This window comes from Nocardioides alkalitolerans, assembly GCA_038184435.1.
Taxonomy (GTDB): Bacteria; Actinomycetota; Actinomycetes; order Propionibacteriales; family Nocardioidaceae; genus Nocardioides; species Nocardioides alkalitolerans_A.
This window is the reverse complement of record CP116227.1, coordinates 240,382-262,013: the sequence shown is the minus strand read 5'-3', so window position 1 is coordinate 262,013 and position 21,632 is coordinate 240,382. Positions and strand designations below refer to the sequence as shown.

The following is a 21,632-nucleotide window of genomic DNA, read 5'->3' as shown; positions in this document are numbered from 1 at the left end:
ACGCCCGTGGGACCGGGGTGCGAGGATCGGGCGCATGCCTGGAACCAACCTGACCCGTGACGAGGCCGCCGCCCGCGCGGCCCTCCTGGACCTCACGTCGGCGACCGTGGAGCTCGACCTCACCGTCGGCGAGACCCACTTCGGCAGCACCACCGTGCTGCGCTTCGCCTGCTCCGAGCCCGGCGCGACGACGTTCGCCGACCTCGTGGGCGCGGAGGACCTGACCATCACCCTCAACGGGGCGGCGCTCGACCCCGCGGCGGTCTACGCCGACTCGCGGATCACGCTGGCCGACCTCGCGGCCGAGAACGAGCTGACGGTGACAGCCCGACTGCCCTACAGCCGCACCGGCGAGGGCCTGCACCGGTTCGTGGACCCGGCGGACGACCGGGTCTACCTCTACACCCAGTTCGAGGTGCCGGACGCCCGGCGCGTCTACGCGTCCTTCGAGCAGCCCGACCTCAAGACCACCTTCACCTTCACGGTGACCGCGCCGGCGCACTGGACCGTCGTGTCCAACGCCGTCACCCCCGAGCCCACCCCCGCCGGCGAGGGCCGCGCGACGTGGGCCTTCGGCCCGACCGACCGCATCTCGACCTACATCACGGCCCTCGTCGCCGGTGAGTACGTCGCGGTGCACGACACCTACGCGGGCGCGCACGGCGACATCCCGCTCGGCCTCTTCTGCCGCGCCTCGGTGCAGCCCTACCTCGACGCCGACGAGCTCTTCGAGCTGACCAAGCAGGGGTTCGCGTTCTTCGAGGAGAAGTTCGACTTCCCCTACCCCTTCGGCAAGTACGACCAGCTGTTCGTGCCGGAGTACAACATGGGCGCGATGGAGAACGCGGGCTGCGTGACCTTCCGCGACGAGTACCTCCCGCGCTCGCGCCAGACCCACGCTTTCTACGAGCAGCGGGCCAACACGGTGCTCCACGAGATGGCCCACATGTGGTTCGGCGACCTCGTGACCATGAAGTGGTGGGACGACCTCTGGCTCAACGAGTCGTTCGCCGAGTGGGCCTCGCACTGGGCGCTCGTGGAGGCGACCAAGTACACCGACGCGTGGACCGGCTTCACCAACGCCCGCAAGAACTGGGCCTACCGCCAGGACCAGCTGCCCTCGACCCACCCCATCGCGGCCGACAACCACGACCTCGAGGCGGTGGAGGTCAACTTCGACGGCATCACCTACGCCAAGGGCGCCTCCACGCTGAAGCAGCTCGTGGCCTGGGTGGGCATCGACGAGTTCCTCGCCGGACTGCGGGCGTACTTCAAGGCGCACGCCTTCTCGAACTCCACCTTCGCCGACCTCCTCGCCGCGCTCGAGCGCGAGTCGGGCCGCGAGCTCACCTCCTGGGCGGCCGAGTGGCTGCAGACCTCGGGCGTCAACACGCTCACGCCCGTCGTCGAGACCGACGCGGACGATGTCATCACCTCGTTCGTCGTCGAGCAGACGGCTGCCGCCGACTACCCGACGCTGCGGCGCCACCGCCTCGGCATCGGCCTGTACGACGTCGTCGACGGCCGTCTGCAGCGGCGCGCCGAGGGCGCCGAGGGCGCGGCGGCCGGGTACGTCGAGGTCGACGTGCGCGGCGAGCGCACCGAGGTCGCGGACCTCGTGGGCGTCCGGCGCCCCGCGCTCGTGCTGCTCAACGACGGCGACCTGACCTACGCCAAGATCCGCCTCGACGACGTCTCGCTGGCCACCGCGGTCGAGCACGTCGCGAGCGTCGAGGACACCCTGGTGCGCGCCCTGCTGTGGGGGGCGACGTGGGACATGACCCGCGACGCCGAGATGCGGGCGACCGACTTCGTCGAGCTCGTGCTCCGCGGCCTGGCCACCGAGACGGACATGACGGCCGTCGGCCGCCTGCCCGTGTACGCCGGCACCGCGGTCGGCTACTACACGGCTCCGGAGCACCGGGCCGAGGTCGCCGGGCGCTGGGAGGCGGGCCTGCGCGAGCTGGCCGAGGGGGCCGAGGCGGGCTCCGACGCCCAGCTCGCCCTCGTGCGGGCCTTCGCCGCGGCGGCCCGATCGGAGGCGTCGCTCGACCTGGTCGCCGGCTGGCTCGACGGCTCGGCGGCGCTCCCCGGCCTCGAGGTGGACGCGGACCTGCGCTGGGCCCTGCTCACCTCGCTGGCGGCCGCGGGCCGCGCCGACGAGGCCGCGATCGCGGCCGAGCTCGAGCGGGACAACACCATCTCCGGCCAGGAGCGGGCCGCCGCGGCCCGCGCGGCGCGTCCCACCGCGGAGGCCAAGGCCACCGCCTGGGCCGAGGCGGTCGAGCGGGACGACGTGCCCAACGAGACCCAGCGCCAGGTCGCCTACGCCTTCGCGCGCTCGGACCAGGCCGCGGTGCTCGCGCCCTACCTCGAGCGCTACCTCGACGCCGCGGACACCCTCTGGGAGGCCAAGGGCGTGCAGCGGGCCTCGACCGTGCTCGTCGGGATGTTCCCGCTGCCGCTGGTCTCCCCGGAGACGCTCGCCCGCGTCGACGAGTGGCTCGCGACCTCGAGCGCCAACCCGGCCGCCAAGCGGTACGTCGCGGAGGGCCGCTCCGACATGGCCCGGGCCCTCGCGGCCCAGGAGCGCGACGCGGGCTGACCGCGTCGTACGCCGTCTCGGACGTCATGCGCCCCGTGGGTCGGGACCCACGGGGCGCATGACGTTGCGGGAGGAGCTGCCGGACAGGCTCAGGAGGACGGGAGCGAGCGGCGCGCCATCTCGGCGAGCTTGGAGACGCCACGCACGATGCCGCCGACGAGGTCACCCTCGGCGAACTCGGCCTGCATGACGGCCACGACCGCGAGGACGTCCGCGTCGGGGATGCGCTCGCGGACCTTGCGGCCCGTCACGACCTCGAGCACCCGCTGCTGCGGGTCCACCATGATCAGCAGGCTCTTCTGCGGGACCACGAGGGTGTTGTGGAGCTGGGTGGCGAAGGAGCGCGGGTCACCGGCGACGGAACCCACGTAGGTCGAGAACTCGAACCGGGAGAGCTGCTCCGCCGTGCGGATCGTCGTGTCGATCTGCCGGCGGTCGTCGTCGGAGAACAGCTCACCAGCGGCCACTTGCGCCACCTGCCTGCGACTCGGCGTCGTCGGGGGCGGCGAGCTCGTCGTGGCCCTTGCGGGGGCCGCCGAACCACTCGGCCTCGAGCGCGCGGGCGGCGCCGGGGCGGATGTCCTCGCCACGCGCGGCCGCGGGGACGTAGACCGCGGCGACGATGAGCACGATGCCGCCGATGATCGCCAGCACGATCCACAGGACGTGGAGGCCGTCGACCGGCTGCTGCTCGGGATCCCACCCGAGGGGGACGTCGGCGTGGGCCGGGAGCGCCCCGGCCACGGTGAGGAAGGCGGTCGCCAGCGTGAGCGCGGCGACGCGGCGGACGGGCCCGCGCGGGGTCTGTCGGGCGGGGCGGAGCTCACGGTGCTGGTTCACGGACCCGAGGATATCGTTGGTGACCGCGACGCCGATACTGGGCGTCATGTTGTCCGCGACCACGCCCCTGATCGCCGACGTCACGGAGTGCGCGCCCGACCAGACGCTGGCCTGCCGCGTGGCCTTCCAGATGACGGGGAACGAGGTCGTCTCGGACCTCGCCAGCACCGTGCTGTCGGCGCTGATCGCCCTCGTCGGCATCTTCCTCGTCGCCGGGATCGCGCGCTGGGTGGCGCACCGTGCCATCGACCGGATGGTCTCCCGCGCCGCGACCGGTGTCCTGCCCTCGGGCATGGGGCGGCTGAGCCGGGGCGACCGCACCGCCGGCACCAGCGCGGACAACCCGGTGGCCACGTCGCGCCGCGCCCAGCGCACCCGCACGACGGGGTCGCTCCTGAAGAGCATCGTCTCCGCGATCATCGGCGCGATCGTCGTGATCATGGCCCTGTCCGAGCTGGGCTTCAACGTCGCGCCGCTCATCGCCAGCGCCGGCGTCGTCGGTGTCGCTCTCGGCTTCGGCGCCCAGAACCTGGTCAAGGACTTCCTCACCGGCATCTTCATGATCTTCGAGGACCAGATCGGGGTGGGCGACGTCGTCGACGTCGGCACCGTCTCCGGCACCGTCGAGGCGGTCGGCCTGCGCATCACCCGGCTGCGCGACACCGACGGCACGGTCTGGTACGTGCGCAACGGCGAGATCGTCCGCGTCGGCAACCGGTCGCAGAACTGGGCCCGCGCGATCGTCGACGTGGCGCTGCCCTACGCCACCGACGTGCGCCGGTTCATCGAGGTGCTGACGGACGCCGGCCACGAGCTGTGGGAGGACGACGACTACCGCCACGTGCTCATCGAGGAGCCCGAGGTGTGGGGCGTGCAGGAGCTCACCCACGACCTGCTGACCGTGCGGATGACGGTGAAGACCGCGCCCCTCGAGCAGTGGCGCGTCGCCCGCGTCCTCCGGGAGCGCATCAAGCTGCGTCTCGACGCTGCCGGGCTCGACGGCTCCCCGCTCGCCTGAGCCCCACCGCTGCGCGGTCCTCGGCCGGGGTGGGACCATGGCAGGGATGACCACCACCTTCTACGACGAGATCGGCGGCGAGCCGACCATCCGGGCCATCGTGCACCGCTTCTACGAGGGTGTGGCGACCGATCCGCTGCTGCGCCCGATGTACCCCGAGGAGGACCTCGGCCCGGCCGAGGAACGGTTCCGCCTCTTCCTGGTGCAGTACTGGGGCGGACCGTCGACCTACTCCGAGACGCGCGGACACCCCCGGCTGCGGATGCGGCACGCGCCGTACGCCGTCACCCCCGCGGCCGCCGAGCGCTGGCTGGTGCACTTCCGCGCCGGCCTCGACTCCGTCGACCTGACGGAGGAGCAGGACGCGCAGTTCTGGGCCTACGTCACCCACGCCGCCCAGTTCATGGTCAACACGATGGAGGGCTGAGGGTCTCCCCTCACCCCTCCGCCGTCACTCCGGGAGCTCGGCGAGCAGGACGTCGCGGTAGGCCTGCGGGGCGCGGGCCGCGCGCTGGGTCGCCGTGTCGAAGGTGACGAGGGTGGCGCGGGCGCGCGCCATGACGGTGCCGTCGTCGACGATGTCGGAGTCGATGTCGTAGGACGAGCCCCCCACCCGGGAGACCCAGCTCCGCACGACGTACGGCGCGGGACGCAGCAGGATCGGACGTCGGTAGACGACGCTCATCTGGGCCACCACGACGCTCGGGAAGTCGTCCCGCACGACGTCCCCGAAGAGCCGGCGGAAGGTCGAGATGCGCGCCTCCTGGAAGTACTCGAAGTACTTCACGTTGTTGACGTGCTGGTAGGCGTCGACGTCCGTGAAGCGCACCCGCGTCTCCCAGGGGTGGGTCCGCGCGGGAGCCACGGATCGCAGCGCGCGGTCCTGCTGGGCCGATCGCGACGGGATCTCGGGCTCTCCCGGCTCGAGGAACCGCGTCAGCACCTCCACCTCGGCCGGCGTCAGGCGACGCGGCCGGGCCTCGCCGAAGAGGAACGGCGCCGTCACGGACGTCGCGCGGAAGTAGACGACGCGCTCGCCCGCGGCGTCCACGTCGAAGACCTCGTAGGCAAGGGTGAACGACGCCGCCTTGATCTCGGTGACCCACACCTCGATGGCGACGCTCTCCTGCAGCATCAGCGGCGCGACGAAGGTCGCGTCGTTCCGCACGATGAGCGCGCCCTCGACGAGCGCGTCGCGCTGCTCCGGCGCGTGGGTGCGGAGCATGTCGATCCGCGCCTCCTGCACGTAGTCCAGGAACGACACGTTGTTGACGTGACCGAGCACGTCGAGGTCGGCCCAGCGGACCTGGCAGGCGTAGAGGTGGCGCACGGGAGGGATCGTGCCAGAGGCCCGGGTCGGCCGAGGCCCCGGATCCGCGCGGGCGCCGCGCCCCGCGCGCGTAGGATCGGGGGCGTGGGCGACGAGACGACCTGGCTGAACGCCGACGAGCAACACTCCTGGCGCGCGCTCCTCATCGCCACCACGCTCCTCATGGACAAGCTCGACGAGGAGCTGCGCACCGAGTTCTCGCTGTCGCTGACGGAGTACGAGATCCTCGTGCGGCTCTCCGAGCGACCCGACCAGGCCCTGCGCATGGCCGTGCTCGCCGACTCGCTGCGCCACAGCCGCAGCCGCATCACCCACACCGTCGCCCGGATGGAGAAGATGGGCCTCGTGCAGCGGAGCACCTGCCTCGAGGACGGCCGCGGGGTGCTCTGCAGCATGACCCCCGAGGGCTGGGACCTGCTCCGCCGAGCCGCGCCCGTGCACGTCGCCGGCGTGCGGCGCCACCTCGTCGACCGCGTGAGCGCCGACGACTTCGCCGCCGTCGGCCGCGTGATGGACGCCGTCGCCGACAGCCTCATCGGCGCCCGCCCCGGGCTCGACATCCGCTAGGCGCTCCCCGCTCCCCTTCGGTCCCTCTCCGGCCCCCCTCCGGCCCCGGGACGTCATGCGTCGCGGTCGTCGGGGGCGCCGCCCCGCATGACGTCCCGCAGGCGCGTGGCCCACGACGCAGCAGGGCCCGGCCACACCGCGGGTGGCCGGGCCCTGCTCTGTCGCGACGCGCTCGTCGCCGGTGGATCAGTCGCGCGTCAGGCGGCGGTGGGTCACGCGGTGCGGACGCGCGGCCTCGGCGCCGAGGCGCTCGATCTTGTTGGCCTCGTACGACGCGAAGTTGCCCTCGAACCAGAACCACTTGGCCGGGTTCTCGTCGTCGCCCTCCCACGCCAGGATGTGGGTCGCGACGCGGTCGAGGAACCAGCGGTCGTGGGACGTGACCACGGCGCAGCCGGGGAAGTCCAGGAGAGCGTCCTCGAGGGAGGACAGCGTCTCGACGTCCAGGTCGTTGGTGGGCTCGTCGAGGAGCAGCAGGTTGCCGCCCATCTTGAGCGTGAGCGCCAGGTTGAGGCGGTTGCGCTCACCACCCGACAGCACGCCCGACTTCTTCTGCTGGTCGGGACCCTTGAAGCCGAACGACGCGACGTAGGCCCGCGAGTTCATCTCGAAGTTGGCGACCTTGATGAAGTCGAGCCCGTCGGAGACGACCTCCCAGACGTTCTTCTGGGCGTCGAGGCCGCCGCGGCTCTGGTCGGCGTAGGAGATCTTGACGGTCTGACCGACCACCAGCTCGCCGGCGTCCGGCTGCTCGCCGCCGGTGATCATGCGGAACAGGGTGGTCTTGCCGACGCCGTTGGGACCGATGACGCCGACGATGCCGGCCCGCGGCAGGGAGAACGACAGGTCGTCGATGAGCGTGCGCCCCTCGAAGCCCTTCGTCAGCTTCTTCGCCTCGAGCACGATGTCGCCCAGGCGGGGGCCCGGCGGGATGTTGATCTCGCTCGTGTCGATCTTGCGGGCGCGGTCGGCCTCGGCCGCCATCTCCTCGTAGCGCGCCAGGCGCGACCGGCTCTTCGTCTGCCGGGCCTTGGCGTTGGAGCGGACCCACTCCAGCTCCTTCTCGAGCATCTTGGCGCGCTTCGCGTCCTTCTGCCCCTCGACCTTGAGGCGCTCGCGCTTCGTCTCGAGGTAGGTCGAGTAGTTGCCCTCGTAGCCGTGGATGCGGCCGCGGTCGACCTCGGCGATCCACTCGGCGACGTTGTCGAGGAAGTACCGGTCGTGGGTGATCGCCAGGACGGCGCCCTTGTAGGTCTTGAGGTGGCCCTCGAGCCACTGCACGGACTCGGCGTCGAGGTGGTTGGTGGGCTCGTCGAGCAGCAGCAGGTCGGGCTCCTGGAGGAGCAGCTTGCAGAGCGCGACACGACGGCGCTCACCACCGGACAGGTTGTCGACGATCGCGTCGGCCGGAGGGCAGCGGAGCGCGTCCATCGCCTGCTCGAGGCGGGAGTCGATGTCCCACGCGTTGGAGTCGTCGAGCTCGGTCTGGAGGTTGCCCGCCTCCTCGTTCAGCGCGTCGAAGTCGGCGTCGGGGTCGCCCATCGCGGCGTACACCTCGTCGAGGCGGGCCTTCTTCGCCAGGGTGTCGGCGACGGCCTCCTGCACGTTCTCGAGGACGGTCGCGCCCTCCGTGAGGGGCGGCTCCTGCTGGAGCATCCCGACGGTCGACTCGGGGTCGAGGAAGGTCTCTCCGTTGTTGGGGTGCTCCAGGCCCGCCATGATCTTGAGGAGGGTCGACTTGCCCGCTCCGTTCGGACCGACGACGCCGATCTTGGCGCCCTTGAGGAACGACTGCGAGACGTTGTCGAGCACGACCTTGTCGCCGTGGGCCTTGCGGACGTTGCGCAGGGTGAAGATGAAGTCGGCCATGCGTCCGAGCCTAGTTGAGACCGCGCTGCGGCCGCCTGCCGGTCTCCCCCGCCCGGCCGGCGGCCACGGCCGCCGTTCAGGCCGCCGGTGCCTGCGGCTCCTCCCCGGATGCGGCGCCGGCGACCTCGTGCGGGTCCAGCGGGCGGGCGTCGCCCGGACGGGTGTCGGGGAACACCGACGAGAACATCGGCCGGGCCTGGTCGGCCAGCACCGGGTCGTGCGGTGCCGTGGGCGCGACCGGTGCGCCGGGCGCGCCCGGAGCCGCCGGTACGGCGCGGGCCGCGCGCATGAAGGCGGACCGGCCCTTGGTCAGGTCGTGCCCCAGCGCCGTCGCCTCGATGATCTGGCGCTCGCCGATCGACCCGTCGGCACGGTCCCAGCGCTCGACGACGAGTCGGCCCGTCACCACCACCGGCTCACCCTTGTGGAGCGAGGCGCCGACCTGCTCGGCGACGTGGCGCCACACGCGCACCGTCCACCAGGCCGTCTCGCCCGGCTGCCACGTGCCGTCGCGGTCCTGCCGCGACGGGGTCGAGCCCAGCCGGAAGGTCGCGACCGTGCGACCGCTGCTCGTGATGCTGCTCTCGACCTCCGTGCCGACCCAGCCCTGCACCGTGATGTGCGTCGTGCTCACGTCCGTCCCCCTTCGTCACGGCCCGACCCGGTGCCGGGCACGCGACGAGCCAACCCGACCCGGCGCACCACGGCGAGGGACGAGGACGGACCTGGGGACGACGCACGCCCCGGGGTCGGCTGGGGACGGAGAACGGGCCGGACCGGGGCGCGGGCCGGGCGCGGGCCGGGCGCGGGCCGGGCGCGGGCCGGGCGCGGAAATGTGCACGTGGTGCGGTCCTGAGCGAGCCGGACCCACCCCAGCCGCACATTTCCGCCCCCGCTGGCGCACGGGCGGGCGGGCCGAGAGGCGGACAGGCCGACAGGCGCGTCAGTCGCGTCGTACCTGCGCGACGGCGAGCCGCTCGCGGACGACGCGGTACGCGTCGATCTCGGCGCGCACCGGGGCGAGCACCGTCGCGTCGACGGCACCGTCGACGGCCTGCCGGAGCTCGTCGTCGACCTGGGCAGCGGCGTCCCGGCCGGCCGCGGCCGCACCGGCACGCCCGGCGGCGCCGAGCACGAGGGACAGGACCAGGGCCCCGGCCGCCACGCCGAACCCGACGGCGGCCGACGGGGCGGCCCCGACTCCCGCCACCGCGGCGATGCCGGCGACCAGCCCGAGCACGAGGAGCACGAGGAGCACCCACTGCACGACCCGCAGCGCCTTCGCCCAGCCGGGCAGCCAGCCCGCGCGGAGGTCGGTGCGCTGGAGCGCGTCGTCGACACGCTCGGCGAGGCCGTCGACGTCACGGGTGGCGGCCCGTTGGATCGCCTCCGCCCAGGCCGGCACGAGCCCGTCGGAGACCCGGTCGCCCAACGCCCGAGCGGCCATCTCGAGCCGCGAGCGCTGCGCGCGGCCCGCCTCCGGGGGGCGATTGCCGGTCAGGAGCGCGGCGGCCTCACCGAGGTCCACCTCCACCCGGCGGAGCGGGTCGCGGGTGACCCAGGTCAGCGGGGTCGGGGCGACAGCCCGGCGGGTGCGACCGGCCACGACCTGCTCGACGCTGTCGACGAGGGGCGGGACGCCGGCGGCCGCGGCGACCGCGGAACGCAGCTCCGTCGCCGCGTCGTCGGTGAGCTCGGGGGCGCGAGCGTCGCCCGACGCCGCGGCCAGGCGGTCGGCCGCCTCCACGATGTCGGCGTCGAGGCGCGCCACCATGGCCTGCTTCGCGGCCACGCGCTCGACGATCTCGGCGCGCAGCTCGGCGATGCCCCAGCCCTCCTTGGCGCTGACGGGGAAGATGCGGACCCGCTCGAGGCCGTCGTCGTCGAGGAGCCGTCGTACGTCGCCGATCATCGCGTCGCGGCGCTCCTCGGGCACGGAGTCGATCTGGTTCAGGACGACGAGCATCACGTCCTGCTGCGCCGCGTAGGGCGCGAGGTAGCGCTCGTGGATCGCGGCGTCGGCGTACTTCTGCGGGTCGAGCACCCACACCAGGAGGTCGGCCTTCGTCACGAGGCGCTCCACCTCGTCGTGGTGGGAGACCTCGGTGGAGTCGTGGTCGGGCAGGTCGAGGAGCACGACGCCCTGCATGTCCCGGGTCTCGCTGCTCGTGTCGAGCATGGAGTCGCGGCTCGTGCGGTACCGCGGCGGGATGCCCAGCCAGTCCATCAGCTCCTCGGCCCCGTCGCTGCCCCAGATGCACGCGCTCGCCCAGGACGTGGTCGGCCGACGCACGCCGACGGACGACAGCTCGAGCCCGGTGAGGGCGTTGAAGGTCGAGGACTTGCCCGATCCGGTGGCGCCCGCGATGCCGATGACCGTGTGGGCGGCGGAGAGCCGGATGCGCGTCGTGGCCCGGGAGGCGACGCCCTCGACGTGCGCCACCAGCGCCTCGTCGAGACGACCGCGGGACGTGGCAGCCGCCTCCTCGAGAGCGGTGACGCGGGTGCCGAGGTCGGCCCGGGGGGCCGAGCTGGAGGCGTCGGGGGCGTGGGACAGGGTCATCGTCTCCCTCGGGTGCGCGGGTGCGCGGCGGATCGGCGGGCAGGCGCGGCCCACCCTAGTGGAGCGGCCGTCCCGCGTGGGGCGGGACGGCCGCAGGAGCCGACCGGGGTCAGCGGGGCGTGGTGCCCGGCGCCGTGCCGGCGGCGGCGCTGCGCAACGCGGACCGGTCGGCGAAGCGGATGTCGTCCACCCGGCGGGAGGCGCCACGGACCCGCAGGCTGGCGTCCTCGCCGATCTCGAGACGGTCGACGACCCCGGCGTAGCGCGCACGCTCCGCCTCGAGCACCGCGCGCACGCGCTCGCGCAACGACGTGGTGGCCGCCGTGACGAGGCGGCCGGTGGTCTCGGGGCCGAGCACCGCGTCGAGCAGCTGACGACCGCCCGAGGACGAGGGGCCACCCAGCACCACGACGGCGAGGGTGGAGCCCAGGCCGTCGACGCCGAAGGCCATGAACCGGGCCGACGTGCGCTTGTCGGCCGACTCCTCGCGCACCAGGTCGGTGATCTCCCGCTGCCACTCCCGCACGGTGCGCTCCGCCGCGCGGGCGACCTCGCGGGACGGTCGCTCGAGGCGGTCGCCGGTCGCGACGAGAGCCGCCCCGGCCTCCGACGACCGCCACCGCTCGACGAGCTCGGTGGTGGCACGCTCGGCCTGGGCGACGACCTCCGCACCCGCGGTGGCGGCGACCGCCACGGCGACCTGCTCGGCCTGCTGCGGCTTGCCCTTCACGGCGTTGACGATGCGGTCGCGGATGAGACCGACGCGCGTCTCCAGCGAGCGCAGCAGCTCGCCGTTGCCGACGAACTCCTGCCACCGGGCGAGCAGCTCGCCCGCCATGAGCGAGCCGTCGACCACCTGCTGCTCGAGGTCGAAGGCCACCTCGTCGTAGACGCTGTCCACCGCCGAGCGGAGCCGGCGGGCCTCGTCGACCTGCTTCTCGGCCGCGTCGGCGATCTGGTGGCTGTGGCGCGACAGGGTGCGGATCGTGCCGGACAGGGTCTGGCGCACGACGGACTCGCGCGCCTTCTGGTCGGCGGCGAGGCTGGCCAGCCAGGTGACGACGTCGTTGACCTCGGCGGGCGGCAGCACGCCGTCGGTGCCGGGGTCGCCCTCGTGCACGATGAAGAGCGGCGAGTCCTTGAGGCCGCGGCTGGCGAGCATGCGCGCGAGGTGCGCCGCCACGGTCTCCACCGCGTCGGCCGGGGTGCGGTCGAGCACGATCGCGACGGCGGTCGAGCGCTCCCCCGCCTCCTTGAGGAACTCCCAGGGCACCTGGTCGGCGTACCGCGCCGCCGAGGTGACGAAGAGCCAGAGGTCCGCCGCGGCCATCAGCTGCGCGGCGAGCTCGCGGTTGTGCCGGTCGACGGAGTCGATGTCGGGCGCGTCGAGGATGGCCAGGCCCTTGGGCACGGCGTCGGTCGCGACCAGCTGCAGGCAGCCGGGGTCGGTCGTCGGGTCCTCGACGCGGCGCAGCTCCGGCAGCAACCGGTCGGGACCGAACCACGAGCGGTCGTCGGGGTGGTGCACCAGCACCGCGGAGCGGGTCGTGGGGCGGAGCACGCCGGCCTGGGACACCCGGTGGCCGACGAGCGAGTTCACCAGCGTCGACTTCCCGGCCCCCGTGGACCCCGCCACGACGGTCAGCAGCGGCGCCTCGACCGCCATGAGGCGCGGGATCGCGTAGTCCTCCAGCTGGTCGATCATCTCGGTGCGCGCCTCGCGGACGGCCTCGACGCCGGGCGTCTCCAGCGGCAGGTGGGCCGCCTGGAGGGCGCTGCGGAGCTGCACGAGCGCGGTGAGCATCTGGGCGTTGCCCGTCTGGGCGACGCCGCCCGCCTCGGTCGCTCCGGACCGCGCGCCGCGGCGCGGCGGCACCTCGGCACGTCCACGGTCGTCGGAAGTGCTCATCTGACGGTCACCACCTGTGCAGGAATCGGGATGAGGGGGCGGGTGGCCCGCATGCGCCGCAGGTGCACCTGCCCCCGTTGGACGAAGTCGCCAGGAGCCGTGCCGCGGAGCACCCGGTGGTGGAGGAAGCCGAGCTCCACCGCCGCCTCCTGATACTCCCGCACGATGCCCGCCGCCCGCGCACCGCCTCCCCGTCGGGCGTCGGCGCGCACCTGGCGCCGCAGCCGGAGGTCGGCGATCCACAGGATGTCGTCGGCTGGCAGCAGGCCGCGCTGGGCCGCGTCCTCCAGCGCGGCGGTGAGCACCCGGCGCTCTAGCGCCCGGCACCAGACGGCCACGGCCACGAGGAGGAGGAACGCGGGCAGCATGAGCAGCCCGTAGGTGCCGAAGAAGCCCGTCGGGAGCATGGTCGAGGCGTTCCAGAGCGCGTGCCAGCCCACCGCGACCCCGTACCCCACCACCGGCGCACCCAGCCGCACGACCCGCGAGCGGGACGTCACGGCCAGGCCGACACCGATGCCGAGGAAGGCGGTGAAGAAGGGGTGGGCGAACGGGCTGAGGACGCAGCGCAGCACGAAGGTGACCGTGACCGCCTCGACGCCCCCGGGCCCGAGGCCGTCGGCCCCGTCGTAGGCCGCCGCGAGGTAGAGGATGTTCTCGGTGAACGCGAACCCGACGCCCACCATCCCCGCGTAGACGATCCCGTCGAGCACCCCGTCGAGCTCGTGGCGCCGCCACCACAGGAGCAGCACCAGGAAGAGGCCCTTGGTCGCCTCCTCGGTCACGGGGGCGACGAGCACGGCGGACGCCGCCCGGTCGAGGGGCGCCACCAGGCCGCCGACGCCACCGAGGAGGACGGCCGCGGACGTCGCCACGCAGGCACCCCACAGGAGCGCGGCGACGAGCAGGCTGCGGGGCTCCGGCTCGTAGCGGTCCAACCACAGGTACGTCGCCACGACCGGCCCGACGGGCAGGGCGGCGAGCGCCGCCGCGAGCACGAGCGTGCCGGCGGCACCCGAGAGCGCCAGCACGAGGAGGACCGCCGCCGCGCCCAGCGCGACCAGCACCCACACCACCACCGTGAAGGCGATGTTGTCGCGATGGCGGGCCGGCATGGGCGTCACCCTAGTGGAGGACGGCGACACCGCCGGGGCCCTTCGCGGGCTTCTCCACAGGCCCGCCTCGCACCCCGGCGAGCGGCGTCGCCGCGGCGTACTGTGGCGTCATGACTGCGGAGACGGACGCCAGCGCCCCGACCGGTCCCGAGAAGGGCACCGAGTCCCACGACCCGGCGGTGCCGGCGGCGTACGCGGCGTTCATGCGGACCGGCTGGGCCGAGGTGGAGCGCGACGTGCCGGCGCACCCGATCCAGCCCTGGGCCGCGGCGCGACGGGAGCGCCTCGCGGCGGCCTTCCCGGGCGAGCGGCTCGTGCTCCCGGCGGGCTCCTTCAAGCAGCGCTCCAACGACACCGACTACCGCTTCCGGCCCGACACGGCGCACACCTACTTCAGCGGCAACCACACGACCGACGCCGTGCTGGTGCTCACCGACGGGGAGCCGGTGCTCTACGCCCGGCCCCGCTCGGGGCGCGACTCGGACGAGTTCTTCCGCGACCGCCAGTACGGCGCGCTCTGGGCCGGCGAGCGGCCGTCGCTAGCCGAGCTGGGGACGTCCCTGGGCCTCCCGGTCCGCCACCGTGACGAGCTCGACGCCGAGCTGCGCCGCGGCGGGAAGACCCGCGTGCTCCGCGGGGTCGACGCCACGGTCGACGCCACGACGGCCGCGGACGGGGACGCGGCCGCCGACGGCGAGCTCGCGCGCGTGGCCTCCGAGCTGCGGCTCGTGAAGGACGCGTGGGAGGTCGACGAGCTGCAGGAGGCCTGCGACATCACCACCCTGGGCTTCGAGGACGCGGTGCGCGAGTGGCCCCGGGTGCTCGAGCACGGCGAGCGCTGGCTGGAGGGCACGTTCTTCCGGCGCGCGCGGGCGATGGGCAACGACCTGGGCTACGACTCGATCGTCGGCGCCGGCTCCCACGCGACGACGCTGCACTGGATCGACAACACGGGTCCGGTGCTGCCGGGCCAGCTCATCCTGCTCGACATGGGCGTCGAGGGCCGCAACCTCTACACGGCCGACGTGACGCGCACGCTGCCGGTGGACGGCCGGTTCACGCCGCTCCAGCGCGACCTCTACCAGCTGGTGCTGGACGCCCAGCAGGCCGGGATCGACACGGTCCGGCCCGGCGTCGCCTTCACCGCCGTGCACCAGGCCGCGATGACCGTGCTCGCCCACGGCCTCGGCGACCTCGGGCTGCTGCCCTGCACGCCGGAGGAGGCGCTCGACCCGGACAGCCGGGTCTACGCGCGGTGGACCCTGCACGGCACCAGCCACATGCTCGGCATGGACGTCCACGACTGCGCCCAGGCCGCGGTCGACGTCTACCCGCGGGGCGACCTGGCCGCGGGCATGTGCCTCACGGTGGAGCCGGGCCTCTACTTCCAGGCGGACGACCTGCTCGTGCCCGAGGAGCTGCGCGGCGTCGGCATCCGGATCGAGGACGACGTGCTCGTGACGGCGGACGGCTGCCGCAACCTGTCGGCCGCGCTCCCCCGCACCGTCACCGACGTCGAGGAGTGGATGGGGCGGCTCGTCCCCTGACGCAGCCCGGTCAGCGCGCCGTCAGCACGATCGCGAGCACCAGCGCGACCAGCCCGAGGAGCACGATCCCGAGGCAGCCGAGCAGCGTGGCCTGGAGCGCGGTGCCCCGCGACCGCACCGTCCCGGGCAGCCCCAGCTCGCCGGCCATCGCGGGGTGGCTGGGTCCGCGGTACTCCAGCGCCAGGTCCGGGCCCGGCGGCAGCACGACCGAGGCGAGCCCGACCGTCCCGTTGCGCCACGCCTGGCTGACCTGGAGGGCGACCGGACGATCCGCGGGCAGCTCGAACGCGGAGCGCCCCCAGGGCAGCGGGTACGCCGCGCCGTCGACCGTGACGATCGTGGCGGCCGCCGCGAGCATCCCGCGGCGGGTCTCGAGGTGGAGCACCCGCGCACGTCCGTTGATACCCCGGGAGCAGGGGACGACGGGTGGGACGACGGGTGGCTTCGACACGACGCACCTCCTACCCCGCCCGCGCCGCCCCCACCCGTGCGGTCCCTCTCCGGATCCCCGGCTCAGGCGGCGCGGCGCCGCACCGCCGCGCAGAACCGGGCCACGCCGACCTCGGACGCCAGGGCGAGGCGGTGCCGCGTCGACGCGTCCATCTCGGGCTCGGCGAGCTCGCACAGCACGGAGGTGGCCCAGCGCGAGCGCCGGGCGATGTCGTGGCCGTCGGCGACGCGGCCGTCGTCGGTCACGACGTCGCAGGCCAGCGCCCCCTCCACGCAGAGGTCGACCAGCCGGGACCGCCTCGTCGCGGTCGGGCGCACGAGCTCGTCGACCGCGCGGGCGACCTGCTCGACGAGGCGGACGTGGAGGGCGATGGCGTCCATGCCCCGCTCAACGAGGAGAGGCGTCGGACGTCACCGACCCACCGGGCTCACCAGGGGCTGGGCTCGTAGTCCTTCACGAAGCAGCCGAAGAGGTCCTCGCCGGCCTCGCCGCGCACGATGGGGTCGTAGACCCGCGCGGCGCCATCGACCAGGTCGAGCGGCGCGTGCCACCCCTCGGCGGCGATGCGCAGCTTCTCCTGGTGGGGGCGCTCGTCGGTGATCCAGCCCGTGTCGACGGCCGTCATCAGGATCCGGTCGGTCTCGAACATCTCCCCCGCGCTCGTGCGGGTGAGCATGTTGAGCGCGGCCTTGGCCATGTTGGTGTGCGGGTGCCCCGGGCCCTTGTAGCGCCGGGAGAACTGGCCCTCCATCGCCGAGACGTTGACGACGTAGGCGCGGCGGGCCCCGCGTCGTACGGCTTCCCGCATCGCGGGACGCAGGCGGCTGATGAGGAGGAACGGCGCGATCGAGTTGCAGAACTGCACCTCGAGGAGCTCCAGCGGGTCGACCTCGTCCACCACCTGGGTCCAGGAGTTGGTGGACTGCAGGTCGGGCAGCAGACCGCCGGCGTCGACGGCGGTGCCGGCCAGGTGCGCCTCGAGCGAGGCGTTGCCGGCCTTGAGCGCGAGAGCCGTCAGCGACGCGGCGTTGTGCACCGCCTGGGCGTGCTCCGCCGACTCGCCCTCGTGGTGGGCCACGGCGACGTCGGCGAGCGCGCCGGCAATGGCGGCCGGGTGGGCCTCGGAGACCCGGTCGAAGGTGACCATCTCGGGCAGGACCCGGTCGGTCGGCAGCGGGGCCGACTCCATCTCGACCAGCTGGGAGTAGGCCCCGGGCGAGCGTCGCACCGTCTGGCAGGCGTTGTTGACGATGATGTCGAGCGGGCCGCCCGCCGCGACGTCGTCGGCCAGCGCGAGCACCTGGGTGGGGTCGCGGAGGTCGATCCCGACGACCTTGAGGCGGTGCAGCCAGTCGTCGGAGTCCTCGAGGGCGGCGAAGCGCCGTACGGCGTCGCGGGGGAAGCGCGTCGTGATCGTCAGGTCGGCGCCGTCGCGGAGGAGGCGCAGGGCGATGTACATGCCGATCTTCGCCCGGCCGCCCGTCAGCAGCGCCCGCTTGCCCGTGAGGTCGGTGCGCTGCTCGCGCTTGGCGTGGGACTTGGCCGCGCACGAGGGGCAGAGCCAGTGGTAGAACGCGTCGACGAGCGTGAAGTCCTGCTTGCAGATGTAGCAGCCGCGCGCCGTGATCAGCTCGCCCGCGAAGGCGCCCGGTGCCGTCGACACGAGCGGGATCCCGGCGGTCTCGTCGTCGATCCGCATGCGCGAGCCCGTCGCGGTGCGCTCGATGATCTCCTGGTCGTGCGTCTGGCGCTCCATGCGGATCTCGGCGCGACGGGTCTTCTTGATGAGCTTGTACATGTACGACGCGGCACGCTTCACCGTCGTCACGTCCGGGTGGTCCGGGTGGAGGGCCGAGACCTGCTGCAGCACGCGGAGCGTGGTGGCGAGGTCGTCGGGGTCGATGCCGTCCGGGGTGGGGCCGGGAGTGGAGGCGGGTGCAGCGGGGTCGATCACCGGGCGATGGTAGGCGGAGCCGCGGCCCACCGCGGAAACGTCAGGTCGCCCGGGACCCGCTCACCAACGAGCCCCGCCTCAGCCGGTCGGTCGCCGCCACGCAGGTCACGAGCCGGTCACCCTGGTCCCACGTCGCGCGGGAGGGCCAGTAGAAGGTGATCCAGACGTCGTCCGACGCGGCGCCCGGGGACGCGTTCTCGTCGAGGGCCTCCCAGCACCGCTCCTCGAGGTCGAGGAAGAAGGACTCGTTCTGGCGCGGGAGACGATCACCCGTCAGCTCGAACTCGCCCACGACCTCCAGCGGGTGGCGGTCGGCGCAGTCCACCACGTCGACCTCCCAGCTGCTCCCGATGTCGCCCTCGCCCTCGTAGGGGCCGTCGAAGAAGCAGTCGCCCAGCGTCAGGTCCTCGACCGGCACCGCGGTGGAGTCGAGGTCCTCGACGAACCACGGGTCGCTGTCGTCGACGCCCGCCATCGTCGTGCCGGCGGTGGGGCTGCTGAGAGCGTCGTCGACCAGCATCAGGCCGACGCCCAGCGCGGCGGCCGCCACGGCGATGCCGACGACGACTGCGAGGCCCGTGCCCGAGGTGCGTCGCGGCGGCACCGGGCCGCCCCAGGGGGCGGGGTACGGCGGAGGCGCGGGGTACGGCGAGGACGGGGGGTACGGCGAGGACGGGCGCGCGACGTACGGCGGCGGGGTGGTGGGGGTGCTCTCCGGGAGCGGCACGGGTGCCGACCGCAGGAACTCCTCGGGCGGCGGCCCGGGCGGGACGTCGTGATCGCCCACGTCAGCCGGCCTCGACGGCGCGCAGGGAGCCGGTCGTCAGGACCTCGCCGGACGCGAAGCAGTGGACGACCCGGTCGCCCGCCTCCCACGCCTCCTCCGACGGGGGGACGAAGGCCGTGTAGACGTCCTCCGCCTCCCAGTAGCCGCTGTCACCGGCGTAGTCGTAGAACGCGTCGTCGCACGAGTCCCACGCGAAGTCGAGGAACGGGTCGCTGTCCCAGCCGTCCTCGGCGATCCGGTCCGGCACGGTGATGGTCCCCACCAGCTCGGCGTCGTGCGCGTCCGCGCAGTCGACGGTGGCCCCGACCGTCGGGAGGTGCTCCCCGATCCACAGCACCTGGTTCAACGCGGGGTCGAGCACGCAGGTGCCGGGGGCGAGGTCCGCGACCGGCACGTCCTCGGCGATGACGTCGACCGCCGCCCGCTCGTCCTCGTCGTCCAGCTCGGCGAGCATCTCGGTCTCGGAGTAGGCGCCGCCGGGGCCCATCGCGGCGAAGACGTCACCCCGCAGGTCCTCGACCTCGTCGCTCAGCTCCGCGATCCGGGCGGCCGTGTCGGCGTCGTCGCGGTCGCCCGCCCACACCGCGACCCCGATACCGGCTCCCGCCGCCATCCAGAGCGTGCCGACGACGACCGCGGCGACGGACATCCCCCACCGCGGTCGCACCCGCGGGCCTGCGGCCATCCCGACGGCGCCGAGCACGACGCCGAGCACGTTGGTGACACCGAGCGGCAGGCACGCGAGCGCGAGGGCGGCGGAGGCCAGGCGGCTGCCCTCGCCGGAGGGGGCGGTCGCCGAGGCACCGTTCGGCGCGTGGGCCGGGTGCGGCGGGGCCAGGTGCGGGGGTGCGAGCGTTCCCGTCGGGTACGACGGGGCGTGGGGCGCGCCGTACGGGTCCGGCGCGCCGGGGTGGGGGGTGGGCGGTCGGTCGGACACGTGGCGCTGCTCCCTCGTCGACGCCCCTGACGGCACGGGCGCTCGTGGCTGTTCTCGGCGAGCATCCTCCCAGTCGCTGGCCGACGGCACAGCCGATCGGGGCAGCCGACCCCTACAATCGCCCCGGAGACCGTGGCCGTGCCACGGGTTCCCACGCCTCCGTAGCTCAGCTGGATAGAGCAGCGGCCTTCTAATCCGCCGGTCGCAGGTTCGAATCCTGCCGGGGGCACCCTCCACCCAGTGCGACGCAGGTCACACCCGCACGCTCGGTTTCGCTGGGCTCCGACGAAGGTAAAGACCTCCTCGGTGCCGCGGGGAGGCGGTGCCTCCCCGAGCAGAACTGGAGCACCCCCATGCGTCACCGCCGCAAGCTGGCCGCCGTCGCGGTCGCGACCGTCCTCACCGCCGCCCTCAGCGCCTGTGGGAGCGACGACTCCGACGAGACCAGCAACGACGAGACCAGCGAGTCGACCCCGTCGCCGTCCGAGGACGAGTCCAGCGACGACGCGTCCGACGACGCGTCCGACGACACCGAGGAGACCGACGACGCCGACGACGAGGGCGACGCCCCCGCGGCGTTCGACGGCGAGCTGACCGAGCCGGGTTCCGACCTCGCGCTCGGCGACACCGCCACCGTGCCGTTCGACTACGCCGGCAACGACGGCGTCATCGAGATCACCGTCGTCGAGATCCGTGAGGGCGACCCGGCGGACGTCGCCGACGTCGACGGCGCGGACGGGATGACGCCGTACCACGTGACCTACGAGGTGACCGGGGTCGAGAACCCCGAGGGCCTCGGCGGCATGGTCATCAGCCTCGACGGCCTCACCGCGGACGGCAACGGCGCCTCGCAGCTCATCAACTTCGGCAGCGGCGTCGGCGGTTGCGACGAGGAGAGCCCCGACACCGACTGGGACGGCGCGACGTTCGAGACCTGCGACACCTTCGTCTCCGACCAGGCCGTCACGCAGGTCGCGTTCGCCGAGGGCGACGACTACAGCCTGTGGGACGACACGCAGATCATCTGGTCCTGATCCGTCCACGAGACGCCCTCGCCCGTCCGGGCGGGGGCGTCTTGTGTCGTCCGGGCACGATCGAGCCATGGACGACCACCAGCGGCCCGACGGCGTCACCGATGCCACCGTCAGCGCACTCGGCAAGCTCTCCGAGGCCCTCGAGGCGGTGGAGGTGGCCCGCGGTCACCTCTACACGTTCCACCGGCTCTCCGGCACCGCCGACCTCACCGCCGGCCAGGCCGTCGACGAGCTGCGGGAGGCCGGCCACCACGAGCTGGCGGACCGCGTCGAGCGGGAGGTCGTCGGCCGCAACCTCCTCCACGGACGCTGGTCGTTCCAGATCGTGGAGGAGTACGACGACGGCTACTACTCCACCTTCCGCCGGATCGAGAAGGAGGCACGCGACGAGCTGGTCGAGGGCCGTCGCCACCTCTACGAGGCGGAGATGAAGGAGGACCGCCGCACCCACGGCCACCCGGGCCACGAGCACCGGCCGTGACCCTCGCGCGCCACGCGCTGCGGATCGCGCTGGGGGTCTTCCTCGCCGCGGCCGGCGTGCTCCACCTGACGACGCTGCGCACGGAGTTCCAGGCCCAGGTGCCCTCGTGGTTCCCCGTCGACGCCGACCTCGTGGTCGTCGTCTCGGGCGTCGTCGAGATCGTCCTGGGCCTCGCCCTGCTGCTGGCCCCCGCCCGTCACCGGCGCCTCGTGGGCCTCGTGGTGGCGGCGTTCTTCGTGGCGATCTTCCCCGGCAACGTGGCCCAGTACGTCGAGGGCACCTCCGCGTTCGGCCTCGACACCGACGGCGCGCGGCTGACGCGGCTGTTCTTCCAGCCCGTGCTCGTGGTCGCGGCACTGTGGGCGTGCGGATGGTTCGGCCCGAGGCGCGACGAGGTGGGGCCTACGGCGCGCTGAGCGCGTCGAGCTGGGTTGTACGGCGCGGCAGGCGCGTCGAGTTGGGTTGTACGGCGCGGCGGGGGCGTCGAGTTGGGTCGAACGGCGCGGCAGGCGCGTCGAGTTTGGTCGAACGGCGCGGCAGGCGCGTCGAGTTTGTTCGTACGACGCGGCAGGCGGGTCGAGTTTGGTCGGACCGTTTCTCCAAGCTCGACGCGAGGAACCGGTCA

21 protein-coding genes and 1 tRNA gene are annotated in these 21,632 nt (G+C 73.5%); 9 read left to right on the top strand and 13 right to left on the bottom strand.

Annotated features, from left to right (window positions below):
• Positions 1-34 precede the first annotated feature (34 nt).
• Positions 35-2,605, top strand: coding sequence for an aminopeptidase N (gene pepN, locus PIR53_01325; GenBank protein ID WZH52654.1), 2,571 nt, complete (start codon positions 35-37; stop codon positions 2,603-2,605).
• Between the two features lie 89 nt (positions 2,606-2,694).
• Here pepN and PIR53_01320 read toward each other — a convergent pair whose 3' ends face one another.
• Together PIR53_01320 and PIR53_01315 are read right to left on the bottom strand one after the other, a co-directional pair.
• Positions 2,695-3,072 carry a DUF5130 family protein gene (locus PIR53_01320; protein ID WZH52653.1) on the bottom strand — a complete coding sequence of 126 codons (378 nt, stop codon included), beginning with the start codon at positions 3,070-3,072 and terminating at the stop codon, positions 2,695-2,697.
• Positions 3,059-3,445 (bottom strand): hypothetical protein, encoded by a 387-nt coding sequence (locus PIR53_01315; protein ID WZH52652.1) that lies wholly within the window; start codon positions 3,443-3,445, stop codon positions 3,059-3,061. The genes PIR53_01320 and PIR53_01315 overlap by 14 nt, the downstream gene beginning before the upstream one ends.
• 46 nt (positions 3,446-3,491) lie before the next feature.
• Between PIR53_01315 and PIR53_01310 the strand changes: the two genes are divergently transcribed.
• Together PIR53_01310 and PIR53_01305 are read left to right on the top strand one after the other, a co-directional pair.
• Positions 3,492-4,463: a mechanosensitive ion channel family protein gene (locus tag PIR53_01310; GenBank protein ID WZH52651.1), complete on the top strand. Its 972-nt coding sequence runs from the start codon at positions 3,492-3,494 to the stop codon at positions 4,461-4,463.
• A 46-nt stretch (positions 4,464-4,509) separates the two neighbouring features.
• A complete protein-coding gene (locus PIR53_01305; protein WZH52650.1) occupies positions 4,510-4,890 on the top strand; it encodes a globin in 381 nt (126 codons plus the stop codon).
• A 24-nt stretch (positions 4,891-4,914) separates the two neighbouring features.
• On the opposite strand, the gene PIR53_01300 is transcribed toward PIR53_01305, so the two are convergent.
• Positions 4,915-5,793 (bottom strand): thioesterase family protein, encoded by an 879-nt coding sequence (locus PIR53_01300; GenBank protein ID WZH52649.1) that lies wholly within the window; start codon positions 5,791-5,793, stop codon positions 4,915-4,917.
• An 84-nt stretch (positions 5,794-5,877) separates the two neighbouring features.
• On the opposite strand from PIR53_01300, the gene PIR53_01295 reads away from it, so the two are divergent.
• Positions 5,878-6,360 (top strand): MarR family transcriptional regulator, encoded by a 483-nt coding sequence (locus PIR53_01295; protein WZH52648.1) that lies wholly within the window; start codon positions 5,878-5,880, stop codon positions 6,358-6,360.
• 186 nt (positions 6,361-6,546) lie between these two features.
• On the opposite strand, the gene ettA is transcribed toward PIR53_01295, so the two are convergent.
• The 5 genes from ettA to PIR53_01270 form a co-directional block, all read right to left on the bottom strand.
• A complete protein-coding gene (ettA, locus tag PIR53_01290) occupies positions 6,547-8,229 on the bottom strand; it encodes an energy-dependent translational throttle protein EttA (protein ID WZH52647.1) in 1,683 nt (560 codons plus the stop codon).
• Between the two features lie 76 nt (positions 8,230-8,305).
• Positions 8,306-8,863: a single-stranded DNA-binding protein gene (locus tag PIR53_01285; GenBank protein ID WZH52646.1), complete on the bottom strand. Its 558-nt coding sequence runs from the start codon at positions 8,861-8,863 to the stop codon at positions 8,306-8,308.
• 309 nt (positions 8,864-9,172) lie between these two features.
• Positions 9,173-10,792 carry a 50S ribosome-binding GTPase gene (locus tag PIR53_01280; protein WZH52645.1) on the bottom strand — a complete coding sequence of 540 codons (1,620 nt, stop codon included), beginning with the start codon at positions 10,790-10,792 and terminating at the stop codon, positions 9,173-9,175.
• Between the two features lie 109 nt (positions 10,793-10,901).
• Positions 10,902-12,701 (bottom strand): 50S ribosome-binding GTPase, encoded by a 1,800-nt coding sequence (locus PIR53_01275; GenBank protein ID WZH52644.1) that lies wholly within the window; start codon positions 12,699-12,701, stop codon positions 10,902-10,904.
• Complete coding sequence (locus tag PIR53_01270; protein ID WZH52643.1) at positions 12,698-13,816, bottom strand: PrsW family intramembrane metalloprotease; 1,119 nt, start codon at positions 13,814-13,816, stop codon at positions 12,698-12,700. The genes PIR53_01275 and PIR53_01270 overlap by 4 nt, the downstream gene beginning before the upstream one ends.
• Positions 13,817-13,926: 110 nt before the next feature.
• Here PIR53_01270 and PIR53_01265 point away from each other — a divergent pair, with 110 nt between their 5' ends.
• The gene (locus PIR53_01265; protein ID WZH52642.1) at positions 13,927-15,363 is read left to right on the top strand and encodes an aminopeptidase P family protein; all 1,437 of its coding nucleotides are present in this window, start codon (positions 13,927-13,929) and stop codon (positions 15,361-15,363) included.
• Between the two features lie 10 nt (positions 15,364-15,373).
• Here PIR53_01265 and PIR53_01260 read toward each other — a convergent pair whose 3' ends face one another.
• The 5 genes from PIR53_01260 to PIR53_01240 all read right to left on the bottom strand — a co-directional run bounded on the left by PIR53_01260 (position 15,374) and on the right by PIR53_01240 (position 19,492).
• Positions 15,374-15,814 carry a hypothetical protein gene (locus PIR53_01260; GenBank protein WZH52641.1) on the bottom strand — a complete coding sequence of 147 codons (441 nt, stop codon included), beginning with the start codon at positions 15,812-15,814 and terminating at the stop codon, positions 15,374-15,376.
• Positions 15,815-15,876: 62 nt separating this feature from the next.
• Positions 15,877-16,194, bottom strand: a complete 318-nt coding sequence (locus PIR53_01255; protein ID WZH52640.1) for a hypothetical protein — start codon at positions 16,192-16,194, stop codon at positions 15,877-15,879.
• Between the two features lie 47 nt (positions 16,195-16,241).
• Positions 16,242-17,768 carry an SDR family NAD(P)-dependent oxidoreductase gene (locus tag PIR53_01250; protein ID WZH52639.1) on the bottom strand — a complete coding sequence of 509 codons (1,527 nt, stop codon included), beginning with the start codon at positions 17,766-17,768 and terminating at the stop codon, positions 16,242-16,244.
• Between the two features lie 40 nt (positions 17,769-17,808).
• The gene (locus PIR53_01245; GenBank protein ID WZH52638.1) at positions 17,809-18,555 is read right to left on the bottom strand and encodes a septum formation family protein; all 747 of its coding nucleotides are present in this window, start codon (positions 18,553-18,555) and stop codon (positions 17,809-17,811) included.
• Position 18,556: 1 nt separating this feature from the next.
• Entirely contained in the window at positions 18,557-19,492 is a 936-nt protein-coding gene (locus tag PIR53_01240) for a septum formation family protein (GenBank protein ID WZH52637.1), read from the bottom strand.
• A gap of 155 nt (positions 19,493-19,647) precedes the next feature.
• Between PIR53_01240 and PIR53_01235 the strand changes: the two genes are divergently transcribed.
• The 4 genes from PIR53_01235 to PIR53_01220 all read left to right on the top strand — a co-directional run bounded on the left by PIR53_01235 (position 19,648) and on the right by PIR53_01220 (position 21,423).
• Positions 19,648-19,721: transfer RNA gene (locus PIR53_01235), tRNA-Arg, on the top strand.
• Positions 19,722-19,845: 124 nt separating this feature from the next.
• A complete protein-coding gene (locus tag PIR53_01230) occupies positions 19,846-20,526 on the top strand; it encodes a hypothetical protein (GenBank protein ID WZH52636.1) in 681 nt (226 codons plus the stop codon).
• A 67-nt stretch (positions 20,527-20,593) separates the two neighbouring features.
• Positions 20,594-21,007 (top strand): hypothetical protein, encoded by a 414-nt coding sequence (locus PIR53_01225; protein ID WZH52635.1) that lies wholly within the window; start codon positions 20,594-20,596, stop codon positions 21,005-21,007.
• The gene (locus PIR53_01220) at positions 21,004-21,423 is read left to right on the top strand and encodes a hypothetical protein (protein WZH52634.1); all 420 of its coding nucleotides are present in this window, start codon (positions 21,004-21,006) and stop codon (positions 21,421-21,423) included. The genes PIR53_01225 and PIR53_01220 overlap by 4 nt, the downstream gene beginning before the upstream one ends.
• Positions 21,424-21,632: the final 209 nt, after the last annotated feature.

What these genes read in the sequence shown, in the direction of transcription:
- pepN (WZH52654.1), top strand. Translation starts at nt 35, where the DNA reads ATGCCTGGAACCAACCTGACCCGTGACGAGGCCGCCGCCCGCGCGGCC.
- PIR53_01310 (WZH52651.1), top strand. Translation starts at nt 3,492, where the DNA reads ATGTTGTCCGCGACCACGCCCCTGATCGCCGACGTCACGGAGTGCGCG.
- PIR53_01305 (WZH52650.1), top strand. Translation starts at nt 4,510, where the DNA reads ATGACCACCACCTTCTACGACGAGATCGGCGGCGAGCCGACCATCCGG.
- ettA (WZH52647.1), bottom strand. Translation starts at nt 8,229, where the DNA reads ATGGCCGACTTCATCTTCACCCTGCGCAACGTCCGCAAGGCCCACGGC.
- PIR53_01280 (WZH52645.1), bottom strand. Translation starts at nt 10,792, where the DNA reads ATGACCCTGTCCCACGCCCCCGACGCCTCCAGCTCGGCCCCCCGGGCC.
- PIR53_01275 (WZH52644.1), bottom strand. Translation starts at nt 12,701, where the DNA reads ATGAGCACTTCCGACGACCGTGGACGTGCCGAGGTGCCGCCGCGCCGC.
- PIR53_01270 (WZH52643.1), bottom strand. Translation starts at nt 13,816, where the DNA reads ATGCCGGCCCGCCATCGCGACAACATCGCCTTCACGGTGGTGGTGTGG.
- PIR53_01265 (WZH52642.1), top strand. Translation starts at nt 13,927, where the DNA reads ATGACTGCGGAGACGGACGCCAGCGCCCCGACCGGTCCCGAGAAGGGC.
- PIR53_01255 (WZH52640.1), bottom strand. Translation starts at nt 16,194, where the DNA reads ATGGACGCCATCGCCCTCCACGTCCGCCTCGTCGAGCAGGTCGCCCGC.
- PIR53_01230 (WZH52636.1), top strand. Translation starts at nt 19,846, where the DNA reads ATGCGTCACCGCCGCAAGCTGGCCGCCGTCGCGGTCGCGACCGTCCTC.
- PIR53_01225 (WZH52635.1), top strand. Translation starts at nt 20,594, where the DNA reads ATGGACGACCACCAGCGGCCCGACGGCGTCACCGATGCCACCGTCAGC.